Annotated in this window: 12 protein-coding genes; 9 read left to right on the top strand and 3 right to left on the bottom strand. The window is 75.4% G+C overall.

What is annotated here, in order from left to right; all coding sequences use genetic code 11:
- Positions 1 to 43: 43 nt before the first annotated feature.
- A complete protein-coding gene (locus tag AB2L27_RS03670) occupies positions 44 to 1,171 on the bottom strand; it encodes a DUF4439 domain-containing protein (RefSeq protein ID WP_370440110.1) in 1,128 nt (375 codons plus the stop codon).
- A 163-nt stretch (positions 1,172 to 1,334) separates the two neighbouring features.
- On the opposite strand from AB2L27_RS03670, the gene AB2L27_RS03665 reads away from it, so the two are divergent.
- The 9 genes from AB2L27_RS03665 (at position 1,335) to AB2L27_RS03625 (ending at position 10,050) form a co-directional block, all read left to right on the top strand.
- Entirely contained in the window at positions 1,335 to 1,937 is a 603-nt protein-coding gene (locus AB2L27_RS03665) for an LSm family protein (protein ID WP_370440109.1), read from the top strand.
- A complete protein-coding gene (gene nusA / locus AB2L27_RS03660; protein WP_370440108.1) occupies positions 1,934 to 2,980 on the top strand; it encodes a transcription termination factor NusA in 1,047 nt (348 codons plus the stop codon). The genes AB2L27_RS03665 and nusA overlap by 4 nt, the downstream gene beginning before the upstream one ends.
- A 61-nt stretch (positions 2,981 to 3,041) precedes the next feature.
- Positions 3,042 to 3,413, top strand: coding sequence for a YlxR family protein (locus AB2L27_RS03655; protein ID WP_370440195.1), 372 nt, complete (start codon positions 3,042 to 3,044; stop codon positions 3,411 to 3,413).
- 91 nt (positions 3,414 to 3,504) lie between these two features.
- Entirely contained in the window at positions 3,505 to 6,591 is a 3,087-nt protein-coding gene (gene infB, locus AB2L27_RS03650) for a translation initiation factor IF-2 (protein WP_370440107.1), read from the top strand.
- A 65-nt stretch (positions 6,592 to 6,656) separates the two neighbouring features.
- Complete coding sequence (locus AB2L27_RS03645; protein WP_370440106.1) at positions 6,657 to 6,950, top strand: DUF503 domain-containing protein; 294 nt, start codon at positions 6,657 to 6,659, stop codon at positions 6,948 to 6,950.
- Between the two features lie 44 nt (positions 6,951 to 6,994).
- Positions 6,995 to 7,528, top strand: coding sequence for a 30S ribosome-binding factor RbfA (gene rbfA / locus AB2L27_RS03640; RefSeq protein ID WP_370440105.1), 534 nt, complete (start codon positions 6,995 to 6,997; stop codon positions 7,526 to 7,528).
- Positions 7,529 to 7,552: 24 nt separating this feature from the next.
- Entirely contained in the window at positions 7,553 to 8,065 is a 513-nt protein-coding gene (locus tag AB2L27_RS03635; RefSeq protein WP_370440104.1) for a DUF3592 domain-containing protein, read from the top strand.
- A gap of 102 nt (positions 8,066 to 8,167) precedes the next feature.
- Positions 8,168 to 9,043 (top strand): tRNA pseudouridine(55) synthase TruB, encoded by an 876-nt coding sequence (gene truB, locus AB2L27_RS03630; protein ID WP_370440194.1) that lies wholly within the window; start codon positions 8,168 to 8,170, stop codon positions 9,041 to 9,043.
- A gap of 11 nt (positions 9,044 to 9,054) precedes the next feature.
- The gene (locus AB2L27_RS03625; protein WP_370440103.1) at positions 9,055 to 10,050 is read left to right on the top strand and encodes a CE1 family esterase; all 996 of its coding nucleotides are present in this window, start codon (positions 9,055 to 9,057) and stop codon (positions 10,048 to 10,050) included.
- A 43-nt stretch (positions 10,051 to 10,093) separates the two neighbouring features.
- Here the strand turns inward: AB2L27_RS03625 and AB2L27_RS03620 are convergent, their stop codons facing one another.
- Complete coding sequence (locus AB2L27_RS03620) at positions 10,094 to 11,395, bottom strand: dicarboxylate/amino acid:cation symporter (protein ID WP_370440102.1); 1,302 nt, start codon at positions 11,393 to 11,395, stop codon at positions 10,094 to 10,096.
- A 255-nt stretch (positions 11,396 to 11,650) separates the two neighbouring features.
- Positions 11,651 to 12,421 (bottom strand): SDR family NAD(P)-dependent oxidoreductase, encoded by a 771-nt coding sequence (locus AB2L27_RS03615; protein ID WP_370440101.1) that lies wholly within the window; start codon positions 12,419 to 12,421, stop codon positions 11,651 to 11,653.
- Position 12,422 lies beyond the last annotated feature (1 nt).

The following is a 12,422-nucleotide window of genomic DNA, read 5'->3' as shown; positions in this document are numbered from 1 at the left end:
GGGCGCAGTCTCCCAGTCGTGCCGGTCACGGCCACCGGGGGGTCTACGGCGTGGTGGACGGACCGGGGCCGGGCAGCGCGCGCCCGTCCTCGCCCAGCCAGGGCATCCCCGGGAAGGTGAGGACCGTCGAGCCCCACCGCCGGGCCGCCCGCGCCGCGGCGACGACCTCGCCGGCGGCGTCCGCGCGGGCGGGCCCCGCGGTGGCGACGACCTCCACGCGCAGGGTCGTGACGCGTTCCTCGACCGTGGCCGCCAGGGCGGTCGCGGCCGGGGCGGTCGGGGCCTGCACGTCGTACCCGGCGGCCGCCTCGACGGGGGCGGCGCCCAGGGCGACGAGCTCGTCGACGAGGTCGTCGCGGGCGGTGCGGTGGCCCGCGAGGTCGGCCAGGGCCTCCTCGCGGCGCGGGGGCGCGAGCCGGCCGGCGACGAGGGCGTAGGCGTGGACGGCGGCGTGCTCCCCGGCCAGGGCGGCCTGCAGGGCCCGGACGCGGGCCGGGTCCGCCGCGGCCGTGGGGGAGCCGGTCGGGCCCGGTGGGGTGGGGGCCGGTGGGGTGGCGTCCGCCGGCGGCGCGGGGACGTCCGGGCCGGCGTCCTCGCCGGTGGCGACGGTCTGGTCGGACCGCACGAGCGAGCCGGTCGCCGCGGCGACCGCGTCGGCCAGCAGGGCCCGGGAGGCGGCCACGGCGGCGAGCAGCCGGGCCGTGCCGGCACCGGGAGCCCGGCCCTCGGCGGGGGCGAGCTGGGTGACCGCGGCCGTGGAGGCCTGGGCGAGGCGGTCGGTGACCACCTGGGCGTCGGCGGGGGCGTCGGCGGGGTTTGCGGGACCCGGGGCGTCCCCGGCGCCGCCGAGGGCGAGCAGGTGCGCCCGGCAGACCTGGGCGGCCTCGGCGGCGACGGCCTGCAGCGGGGCCGGTCCGCCGGCCGCCGGGTCGAGCACCGCCAGCAGGGCCACGGTGTCCCCGACGGCGGCCTCCCGGGCCACGTCGTCCGGGCCCCGTTCCGGCGTGGGGGTCGGCTCGTCGCCCACGACCCACCGGACCCCGCACCCGGCCAGCACCGGCACGGCCAGGGTCATGGCCGTGAGCAGCGTGCGGCGCGCGGGCCGGCGGGGCGGGGTCGCGGTGAGGGGGCGCGCAGCGGCCGGCTCGGGGGGTGGCTCGGGGGGTGGCACGGTCGACGATGCTGCCAGGCGGGCCGTCCCGTGCGCGCACTCCCGGCCCAGCGCCCGCCCGCGCGCGGCGGGAGGGGGGCTCGTCAGCGTCTAAGCTGTTCCGTCGGACGCGCACCGGGACCGGTGCGGCCGTCACGACGATTCGAGAACAGGGAGGGCGGTCGTGTCGACGCTGGAGGAGACCGTCCGGAGGGCGCTGGCTCCCGTCTTCGCCCCGGGGTCGCAGGTGGGTGACTCCCTCGTCCTGGACGACGTCGACGTCAGCACCGCCGGGCGGCGGCACGTCGTGCGCGTCGTCGTCGACGGGGCCGGTGAGGAGCCCGGCGACGTCGACCTCGAGGCCGTCGCGGTCGCCTCGACGGCCGTCTCGCAGGCGCTGGACGACGCCGACGTGCTGGGGCAGGCCCCGTACACGCTCGAGGTGACCTCCCCCGGCGTGGACCGGCCGCTGACGAGCCGGCGGCACTGGGCGCGGGCCCGCGGCCGGCTGGTGCGCGCGGTCCTGGCCGACTCCTCCTCGGTGCTGCTGCGCGTGGTGGCGGTCGACGACGAGGGCGTGCACGGGACCGGTGAGCCGCAGATGGTCAAGGGCCGCCCACCGCGGGCCCGGGACGTGGGCGCCCCCCACGACCTGGCGTGGGCGGACCTGGTCCGCGGTGAGGTGCAGGTGGAGTTCCGCCGCGCGGACGAGCTCGACGAGGCGCTCGACGAGGACGCGGACCTGGGTGACGACGACGCTGGTGACGAGGCTGAGGACGAGCAGTGAACATCGACATGGCCGCTCTGCGGATGCTGGAGCGCGAGCGCGAGATCCCCTTCGAGACGCTCGTGCGGGCGATCGAGCAGGCGCTGCTCGTGGCGTACCACCGCACCGAGCACGCCGACCACAAGGCGCACCCCGACGCCCGGGTGGAGCTGGACCGCGGCACCGGTGAGGTGCGCGTGCTGGCCAAGGAGCGCGACGACGCCGGCAACGTCGTGGGCGAGTTCGACGACACCCCCGGCGGTTTCGGCCGCATCGCGGCGACCACGGCCCGTCAGGTCGTCCTGCAGCGCCTGCGCGACGCCGAGGACGAGGCCGTGCTCGGGGAGTACGCCGGCACCGAGGGCGAGATCGTCTCCGGCGTCGTGCAGCAGGGGCGTGACCCGCGCGTCGTGCAGGTCGACCTGGGGGCGCTGGAGGGCGTGCTGCCGCCGGCCGAGCAGGTGCCGGGGGAGAAGTACGCGCACGGGTCGCGGCTGCGCTGCTTCGTCGTGAGCGTCAAGAGGGGCCCCAAGGGCCCGCAGGTCGTGCTCAGCCGGTCGCACCCGCAGCTGGTGCGCAAGCTGTTCGCCCTGGAGGTGCCCGAGATCGCCGACGGCACCGTGCAGATCACGGCCCTGTCCCGCGAGGCCGGTCACCGCTCGAAGATGGCCGTGCGCGCGACCCGCGCCGGGGTCAACGCCAAGGGCGCGTGCATCGGCCCGGTGGGCCAGCGCGTGCGGGCGGTGATGGCCGAGCTGCGGGGGGAGAAGATCGACATCGTCGACTTCAGCGAGGACCCCGCCCGCTTCGTGGCCAACGCGCTGTCGCCGGCGCGGGTGAGCTCGGTCGAGGTCGTCGACCTGGCCGCGCGGTCCGCGCGGGTCGTCGTGCCGGACTACCAGCTGTCGCTGGCGATCGGCAAGGAGGGCCAGAACGCGCGGCTGGCGGCCAAGCTGACGGGCTGGCGCATCGACATCCGGCCCGACACCCAGGCCGACAGCCAGGCCGACAGCCAGGCCGACACCGGGGCCGGCACCGAGGCGGACGCCCGGGCCGACGGGTGAACCGCGCCCGGGCCGGTGGGTGTGCGGGCCGGGCCGGGACGGGAAGGGCTAGACTCCTCCCATCGTTACACTGCCTGCGACCGGTCCTACCGACCGGCGGTCCGACCGCGCGCCGCGTCCAGCTGCTGGACCGGAGCGCACCTGCGTCGGGTGCCGCCGTCGGGGCCACCGGTCGTCGCTGCTGAGAGTCGTCGTCGCACCGGACGAGGCGGGAACCCTCCTCGTCGACGTGCGGCGCCGGCTCCCCGGCAGGGGCGCGTGGCTGCACGAGAGCACCGCGTGCCTGGAGCTGGCGGACAAGCGCCGGGCCTGGTCCCGCGCGCTGCGTCGGGCAGCTCCCCTCGACGCCTCGGGAGTACGGTCCTTCCTGGACTCGTGCCCGTCCGGGGCCGTCGTGTCCACCACCACCGATGAGAGCGGGTCGAACAGCTGATGAGCACCCGATGAGTCTCCAGCGATGAATCCCCCCGACTGATGACGGTCCGCGCCCGGTAGAGACGAGCCCGGACCGAGACAGGAGAGATGTGGCGAAGGTCCGGGTCTACGAGCTCGCCAAGGAGTTCGGAGTCGAGAGCAAGGTCGTGCTGGCCACGCTCAAGGAGATGGGCGAGTTCGTGCGTTCCGCGAGCTCGACCGTCGAACCGCCGGTCATCCGGCGGCTGAAGGACAAGTTCCCCACCGAGGGCGGCGCCAGCGCCGCCCGGCCGGGTCCGGCGGCGAAGCCGGGTCCGCGCGTGCCGAGCGGTGCCCGTCCGGGCCCCGCACCGTCGGCGCGTCCTTCCGCACCCGCCCCGGCTCCGGCGCCCGCCCGCCCGGCGCCGTCGGCCGGTGCCCCCACCCCGTCGGCCCCGGCGCCCGCGCCGGCTCCGGCGCCCACCCCGCCGGCCCCGGCCGCGCCCGCCCCCGCGGCGGCGTCCGGTCCGGCGTTCCAGGCCCCGCCGAGCGCCCCCGCGGAGCGTCCCGCCCCGCAGCGGCCGGCGACGCCCGGACAGCGCCCGACGCCGGGTGCCCGTCCGTCCACCCCGCCGTCCTCCGGCGGGCCCGGTCAGGGTCCGCGTCCGGGGGCCCGTCCCGGCCCCGGTGGTCCCGGCGCCCGTCCGGGTGCCCCCGGCCAGGGTGGTCCCGGTGGCCAGGGCGGTCCCGGTGCGCGGGGTCCGCGCCCGGACCGCGGTGAGCGTCCGGAGCGTCCCGGTGGCGACCGCCCGCGCGGTGAGCGTCCGCAGGGCGACCGTCCGCAGGGTGAGCGCCCGGCCCGTCCCGGTGCCGGTGGCCCCGGTGGTGCGGCCCGTCCCGGTGGCGGTTCCCCGCGTCCGGGCAACAACCCCTTCGCGACCAGCCAGGGGATGCCGCGTCCGCAGGGCGGTCCGCGTCCGGGCAACAACCCGTTCGCGTCCAACCAGGGGATGCCGCGTCCGCAGGGCGGTCCCCGTCCGGGTCCGGCGGGCCCGGGCGGTCCCCGTCCCGGTGGTCCGCGCCCGAACCCGGGCATGATGCCGGCGCGCCCGACCGTCGGTCGCCCCGGCGCCGGTGCCGGTCGTCCCGGTGCGCCCGGTCGCGGTGGCCCCGGTGGTGGCCGTGGCGGCGGCGGGTTCGCCGGTCGTCCCGGTGGTCCCGGTGGCGGCGGCGGTTTCGCCGGTCGTCCCGGTGGTGGTGGTCGTCCGGGCAACCGCGGCGGCACCCAGGGTGCGTTCGGCCGCGCCGGTGGCAAGCCGGCCAAGGGCCGCAAGTCCAAGCGCGCCAAGCGCCAGGAGTTCGAGGCGATGGCGGCGCCGTCGGTCGGCGGTGTCTCCGTCCGGCGCGGTGACGGCTCGACCGTCGTCCGCATCCGGCGCGGCGCGTCGCTGAGCGACTTCGCCGAGCGCATCGACGCCGACCCCGCGGCGCTGGTCACGATCCTGTTCCACCTCGGTGAGATGGCGACCGCGACGCAGTCGCTGGACGAGGACACCTTCCAGGTGCTCGGCCAGGAGCTCGGTTACGTCATCGAGGTCGTCTCGCCCGAGGACGAGGAGCGCGAGCTGCTCGCGGGCTTCTCCATCGACCTCGACGCCGAGCTGGAGGCCGAGGGCGACGAGGAGCTGCAGGCGCGTCCCCCGGTCGTCACCGTCATGGGTCACGTCGACCACGGGAAGACGAAGCTGCTCGACGCGATCCGTTCCTCCGACGTCGTGGCGAAGGAGGCCGGTGGCATCACCCAGCACATCGGTGCCTACCAGGTCGCCAAGGACCACGAGGGCATCGAGCGCCCGATCACGTTCATCGACACCCCCGGTCACGAGGCCTTCACGGCCATGCGTGCCCGCGGGGCCAAGGTGACGGACATCGCCATCCTCGTGGTGGCGGCGGACGACGGCGTGATGCCGCAGACCGTCGAGGCGCTCAACCACGCCCAGGCGGCCGACGTCCCGATCGTCGTGGCGGTCAACAAGGTCGACAAGGAGGGCGCGAACCCTGACAAGGTCCGGCAGCAGCTCACCGAGTACAACCTGGTGGCCGAGGAGTACGGCGGGGACACGATGTTCGTCAACGTGTCCGCGAAGCAGGGCATGGGCCTGGACGACCTCCTCGAGGCCGTCCTGCTCACCGCCGACGCCTCGCTGGACCTGCGCGCCAACCCCGACAAGGACGCGCGCGGTGTCGCGATCGAGGGCAACCTCGACAAGGGCCGCGGTCCCGTCGCCACCGTCCTGGTGCAGTCCGGGACGTTGCGCGTCGGCGACGCGATCGTCGCCGGCACCGGCTACGGCCGCGTCCGGGCGATGCTCGACGAGAACGGAGACGCGGTCGAGGCGGCCACGCCGTCGCGTCCGGTCCAGGTCCTCGGTCTGACGTCGGTGCCGGGGGCGGGGGACACGTTCCTCGCCGCGCCCGACGACCGGACCGCCCGGCAGATCGCGGAGAAGCGCGAGGCGCAGGAGCGCAACGCGGCCCTGGCGAAGGCGCGCAAGCGCATCTCGCTGGAGGACTTCACCAAGGCGCTGGAGCAGGGCAAGGTCGAGACCCTCAACCTCATCCTCAAGGGTGACGGTGCGGGTTCGGTCGAGGCCCTGGAGGACGCGCTCTACAAGATCGACGTCGGTGACGAGGTCGAGCTGCGCGTGATCGACCGCGGGGTCGGTGCGGTGACGAAGAACAACGTCAACCTCGCCGTCGCCTCGAACGCGATCATCATCGGGTTCAACGTGCGCCCGGAGCAGCAGACCAAGGAGTTCGCCGACCGCGAGGGCGTCGACATCCGCTTCTACTCCGTGATCTACGCGGCCATCGAGGACGTCGAGGCGTCCCTGAAGGGCATGCTCAAGCCGGAGTACGAAGAGGTCCAGCTCGGCACGGCGGAGATCCGCGAGGTCTTCCGCAGCTCGAAGTTCGGCAACATCGCCGGTTGCCTCGTCCGGTCGGGTCTCATCCGGCGCAACACCAAGGCGCGCGTGCTGCGCCGCGGTGTCGTGCACGGGGACAACCTCACCATCGAGTCGCTGCGACGGTTCAAGGACGACGCCACCGAGGTCCGCGAGGGCTACGAGTGCGGTATCGGCCTCGGCTCGTTCAACGACCTCCAGGTCGACGACGTCATCGAGACGTTCGAGATGCAGGAGAAGGCGCGGAACTGATCCGCGTCCGCTCCGGTGGCCGGGGCGGGACCACGTGGTCCCGCCCCGGCGGCCATGCTTGAGCCGTGTTCACCGCAACGCTCACCGTCGACCTGCTGCTCGGCGACGTCCACTCCCTGAAGGGCAAGCGCAGTCTCGTCCGGCCCCTGGTCGCCGAGCTGCGCCGCACCTTCGAGGTCGCCGCGGCCGAGACCGGGCACCTCGACCTGCACCGGCGGGCCGAGGTGGCGGTCGCCGTGGTGGCCGCCGACGCCGCCCGCTGCACCGACGTGCTCGACCGGTGCGAACGCCTCGTGGCGGCGCACCCCGAGTTCCAGATCCTTTCCGCCCGGCGCCAGGCCCTGTCCTCCGAGGACTGAGGCCCGGTGCCGGACGTCCGGTCCCGACCCAGCAGGAGCCCCCCGTGGCGGATCCCACCCGTGCCCGCAAGCTCGCCGACCGCATCAAGGTCGTCGTCGCCGACGCCCTCGAGAAGCGCGTCAAGGACCCCCGCCTGGGGTTCGTGACGATCACCGACGCCCGGGTGACGAACGACCTGCAGCACGCGACGCTCTACTACACCGTCTTCGGCAGCGACGAGGAGAAGGCCGGCACGAAGGCCGCGCTGGAGTCGGCCAAGGGCGTGCTGCGCTCGGAGGTCGGCAAGCGCACCGGCATCCGGCTCACCCCGACGCTGACCTTCACCGCCGACGAGGTGCCCGAGACGGCCCAGCAGATCACCGACCTGCTGTCCAAGGCCGCCGAGCAGGACGCCCGCGTCGCCGCCCTCGCGGCCGGGGCCCAGCCCGCCGGGGAGGCCGACCCGTACAAGAAGCCCGTCGAGCACGACGACGCCTGGGACGAGGACGACGACACGGACGACGACGCGGTCGACGACGCGGACGCGGTCGACGACACCGACGGGGGCACCACCCCCGGGGACACCGCCCGCGCGTGACGTCGCAGTGGCACTGTGGAGGGCATGGATCCGCAGTTCCCCGGTGACCTCGGCACCGGCACCGGTGGCGACGTCCCCGTGTTCTTCGTGGTGGTCTTCGCCCTCCTGGTCCTGCTGGGGGCGGCGGTCGTCGCCGGCGGGGTCCGCGCCGCGGTCCGGGCCCGGCGCCGCTCGCGCGACGCCGCGCGCCTGGGCACCGACGGCGTCACCACGACGGGCACGGTGGTGGACAACCGCATCACCAGCCGCCACGAGCACCGGCTGACGTTCTCGCCCGTGGTGCGCTTCGAGGCCGCCGGCCGGGAGGTGACGGTCGTGGGGGAGCAGGTGTGGAACCGGTCCTTCGTCCCGGGCCGTCCCGCGCAGGTCGTCTACGACCCGGCCGACCCCGACCGTGCCCACGTGCGCGCCGAGGGGGGCTCACCCCTCGGCCGCGGCGCGGGCGGGGTCTTCGTGGCCGCCGTCGGCGCGGCCTTCCTGGTGCTCGTCGTGGTGCTGTTCGGGGTCGCGCGGTCGGTGTTCGAGCAGTTCCCCTGACCGGGCGGGCCCCGGCGCAGGGCATGCTGCTCCTGTGCCGAACCGTCTCCACCGCCCGAGCCCCGCGTCGTCCTGCACCCCGGGGGTGCGTCCGTGAGCGGGGTGGGGGACGGCATCCTCGTCGTGGACAAGCCGGCCGGCTGGACCAGCCACGACGTCGTGGGCCGGTGCCGCCGGTTGCTCTCGACCCGGCGGGTGGGGCACGCCGGCACGCTGGACCCCGCGGCGACGGGGGTGCTGGTCCTCGGCGCCAACCGCGGGACGAAGTTCCTGACCCACCTCGTCGCCCACGACAAGGCCTACACCGCCACCGTCCGGCTCGGGGTGGCGACCGTCACCGACGACGCCGAGGGTGAACCCCTCGGGGAGCCGGTGGACGCGACCGGGGTCGCGGACGACGCGCTGGCCGCCGCGGTCGCAGCCCTCACGGGCCCGATCCAGCAGGTCCCCAGCTCCGTGAGCGCCATCAAGGTCGAGGGCCGGCGCAGCTACGCCCGCGTGCGCGGGGGGCAGGACGTGGAGCTGCCGGCCCGGCCGGTCACGGTCTCGCGCTTCGACGTCCTGGACCGGCGCGTCGTGGACGGTTTCTGCGACCTCGACGTCGTCGTGGAGGTCTCCAGCGGGACCTACGTGCGCGCCCTGGCCCGTGACCTCGGGCGGGCGCTGGGGGTGGGCGGGCACCTGACGGCGTTGCGCCGCACGCGCTCGGGGCCCTTCACGCTCCAGGAGGCGCGCACGCTGGAGCAGGTGGAGGCCCAGCCGCGGGTGGAACCGCTGGCCGCGGTGGCGCGGCGCCTGTTCCCCGTGCTCGACGTCGACGAGCGCCAGGCCGGGAACCTGGCGCACGGCGGGTTCCTGCCCGCGACGGGCCTGGAGGGGCCGGTCGGGGCCTTCGCCCCCGACGGGACCCTCGTCGCCCTCGTCGGCGACACCCCGCGCGGTGCGAAACCCCTGCTCGTCCTGGTGACGGGCGGTTAGGGTCGTTCCCCGTGGGAGGGCGTGGACGGGACGGTGCCCTCCTCCTCGCCGTCGTGGCGCTCGTCCTCGCCCTCGGCGGGGGCGCCGGCGGGCGGGACGCACCGGCACCGGCCCCTCCGGCGGCTCCCCGCCCCGCGGCCGTCGTCCCCGACGTCCCCCTCGTGCCCGTCCCCGACGTCCCCCTCGTGCCCGAGGCCCCGGCACCGGACGTCCGGCTCGTCGAGCGGTCGCTGAGCACCGCGGACGGCCCCCGCGGCTACCTGTGGCAACCGTCACCGGACCCGGGACCGGCACCGCTCGTGGTGGCGCTGCACGGTCTCGACGGTGAGGCGGGCGCCTTCGCCCGGGGGACCGGTCTGCCGGCGGCGGCCGCCGGCGCCGGCGTGGCCCTGGTCGTACCGCGGGCGTCCGGGCGGGCCTGGAACGACGGGCGCCTGGGCCGCGGCGGGCCGGACGACGTCGCCTTCGTCCGCGCGGTCGTGGCCGACCTCGTCGAGGAGGGGGTCGTGCACCCGGGTCGCGTCGTCGTCAGCGGGTTCTCCAACGGGGCCGGGATGGCGATGGTCCTGGCGGCCCGGCACCCCCTGGACTGGGCCGGTGCCGTGGCGGTCTCGGGCGAGCTCCTGGCCGGTGCCGGGGCCGTCCGCCCGGAGCCGGCCACCGCGCGCGGTGGGCCGGGCCCGCCGGTGTGGCTGAGCCACGGGGACGCCGATCTCGTGCAGCCGTGGGAGGGCCGGTCCGCCCGGTCGCCCTGGCTGCCCGCGCTGGCGTCGGTGGACGAGACGGTGGCGGCGTTCCGCCGGGCCAACGACGCGCAGCCGCAGCCGGTGCGGTCGACGTTGCCCGGTGGGCCGTCGCTGGCGGGCCCGGTGCAGGTCACGACGTGGCCGGGCCCGGCCCCGGTGCGGGTGTACCGCCTGCCGGGAGCCGGGCACGGGTGGCCGACGCGCCAGGACAGCGGGTGGTCGGCCACCGACCTGGTGGTGTCGGTGGCCGCCACGTCCTGACGCCTCCTGACGCCTCCCGACGCCTCCCGACGTCGAGGTCGCCTCAGGCCGGGACGGTCTCGCGCACCCCGCGCCGGTCGCGGAAGCGGGCCAGGTCCAGCAGCCCCTCGCGCTTGGCGACGATCGTCGGGACGAGCGCCTGACCGGTGACGTTCACCGCGGTGCGGCCCATGTCCAGGATCGGGTCGATGGCCAGCAGCAGCCCCACCCCGGCCAGCGGCAGGCCCAGCGTGGACAGCGTCAGCGTCAGCATGACGGTGGCGCCGGTCAGCCCGGCCGTCGCGGCGGAACCGACGACGGACACGAACGCGATGAGCACGTAGTCGGTGACCGACAGGTCGATGCCGAAGAAGCCGGCGACGAAGATCGCGGCCAGGGCCGGGTAGATCGCGGCGCAGCCGTCCATCTTCGTCGTGGCGCCCAGCGGGACGGCGAAGGAGGCGTAGGAGCGGGGGACGCCGAGGTCCTCGGTGACGCGCTGGGTCACCGGCAGGGTGCCGATGGAGGACCGGGAGACGAACCCGAGCTGGGTCGCGGGCCACACCCCGGCGGCGAAGCTGCGCACGCGCAGACCGTGGGCCTTCAGCAGCACCGGGTAGACGACGAACAGCACGAGCGCCAGACCGACGTAGATGTCGATGACGAAGACGGCCAGCGGGCTCAGGGCGTCCCACCCGTAGGTGGCCACGGCCCGGCCGAGCAGGCCGACGGTGCCGATCGGGGCCAGCCGGATGACCCACCACAGGACGGTCTGGACGATGGTCAGGGCCGAGCGGGCGAAGGTCAGGACGGGTTCGGCCTTCTCCCCGACCTTCAGGACGGCGATGCCGAGCACCACGGCCACGACGAGGAGCTGCAGGACGTTGAAGTTCAGCGAGACGCCGCTGCTGCCGGAGGAGGCCTGCAGCCCGAGGATGTTGCTCGGGACGATGCCCTGCAGGAAGTCCAGCCACGAGCCCGTCGAGGACGGGTCGTTCACCGCACCGGCCGAGACCGAGGACCGGGCGCCGGGGTCGGTGAGCACGCCGAGGCCCATCCCGATGGCGACGGCGATGAGCGCGGTGATCGCGAACCACAGCAGCGTCTGCCAGGCCAGCCGCGCCGCGTTGGTCACCTCGCGCAGGTTGGCGATCGAGGTGAGCACGGCGAGCACGACCAGCGGCGGCACGAGGGTGCGCAGCATGGTGACGAAGATCGACCCGATGGTGGACAGGGTCGTGGTGAGCCAGTTGGGGTCCTCCTCGGTGCCGCCCATCGAGCGGGCGAGCGCGCCCAGGGCGATGCCCAGGACGAGACCGATGAGGACCTGCACGCCGAAGGGCGTGCGGCGCAGGCGGGTGAGCACGGGGAACTCCAGGGACGACGGGGTGGCGGACGGGGTGGGGTTCCCCTCCGCTACCTCGCGCTCTGCGCGCGTCCGAGGTCGATGTGGAGACGCTCGGTGAAGTCCGCTGCCATGTCCATGCCGAGGGGGTGAACCACCCCGCCCCCTCCCTTGTTCCCGCCCGCCCGCTCCGCTCGGGTGGGGCCCCGTTGCCTCCCCGGGGCCGATCATCGGCCCCGGGGAGGCAACGAGGCGGAACCCGTGGCCGCGGAGGCCTCAGAAGAGCGTGTACCCGCCGTCGGCCACGACGACCGACCCGGTGGAGAAGCTGGAAGCCTCCGAGGCCAGGTAGACGACGGTGGCGGCGATCTCCTCGGGGGTGGCGTACCGCTGCATGGGGGCGTCCTCGATCCACATGCGCCGGAACTCGGGCCGGTCCACGGGGGCCATCTCCGTCTTGACGTAGCCGGGGGCGACGGCGTTGACGCGGATGCCCAGCGGCGCCCACTCCGCGGCCAGGGACTTCGTGAGCTGGTGCACCGCGGCCTTGGAGGCGTTGTAGACCGGCTGCAGCTGCGGGCGGTTGACGATGGAGGCGCTGATGGAGCCGATGTTGACGATGCTGCCGCCGCCGTGCTCGCCCATCCAGCGCGCCGCGACGGTGCTGGGCAGCCACACGCCCTTGAGGTTGGTGGTGATGACGTCGTCGTACTCGGCGTCGGTCACCTCCAGGGCGGGGCGGTGCACGCAGGTGCCGGCGTTGTTGACCAGGACGTCCAGGCGCCCGAAGTGCTCGGTGACCCGGGCGATCGCGGCCTCGACCTCGGGGCGGGAGGTGACGTCCAGGCGGAGACCCAGGGTCTTGCGACCGGTGGAGCCCGCGATCTCCTCGGCCGCCTGGACCGACCTCGCCTCGTCGCGTGCGGCGACGACGACGTCGGCGCCGGCCTCGGCGAGGGCCTGGGCGAAGGCCCGGCCCAGCCCCCGGTAGCCGCCGGTGACGAGCGCGACCTTGCCGTGCAGCGAGAACCGGTCGAGCACGCCCACC

The organism is Kineococcus halophytocola, from assembly GCF_041276425.1.
Classification (GTDB): domain Bacteria; phylum Actinomycetota; class Actinomycetes; order Actinomycetales; family Kineococcaceae; genus Kineococcus; species Kineococcus halophytocola.
The sequence above is the reverse complement of the archived record's forward strand: the minus strand, read 5'-3'. Positions and strand labels throughout refer to the sequence as shown.

Bases quoted from the DNA above. Each gene is read 5' to 3' on its own strand.
- AB2L27_RS03635 (WP_370440104.1), top strand. From the start codon at position 7,553: ATGGATCCGCAGTTCCCCGGTGACCTCGGCACCGGCACCGGTGGCGAC.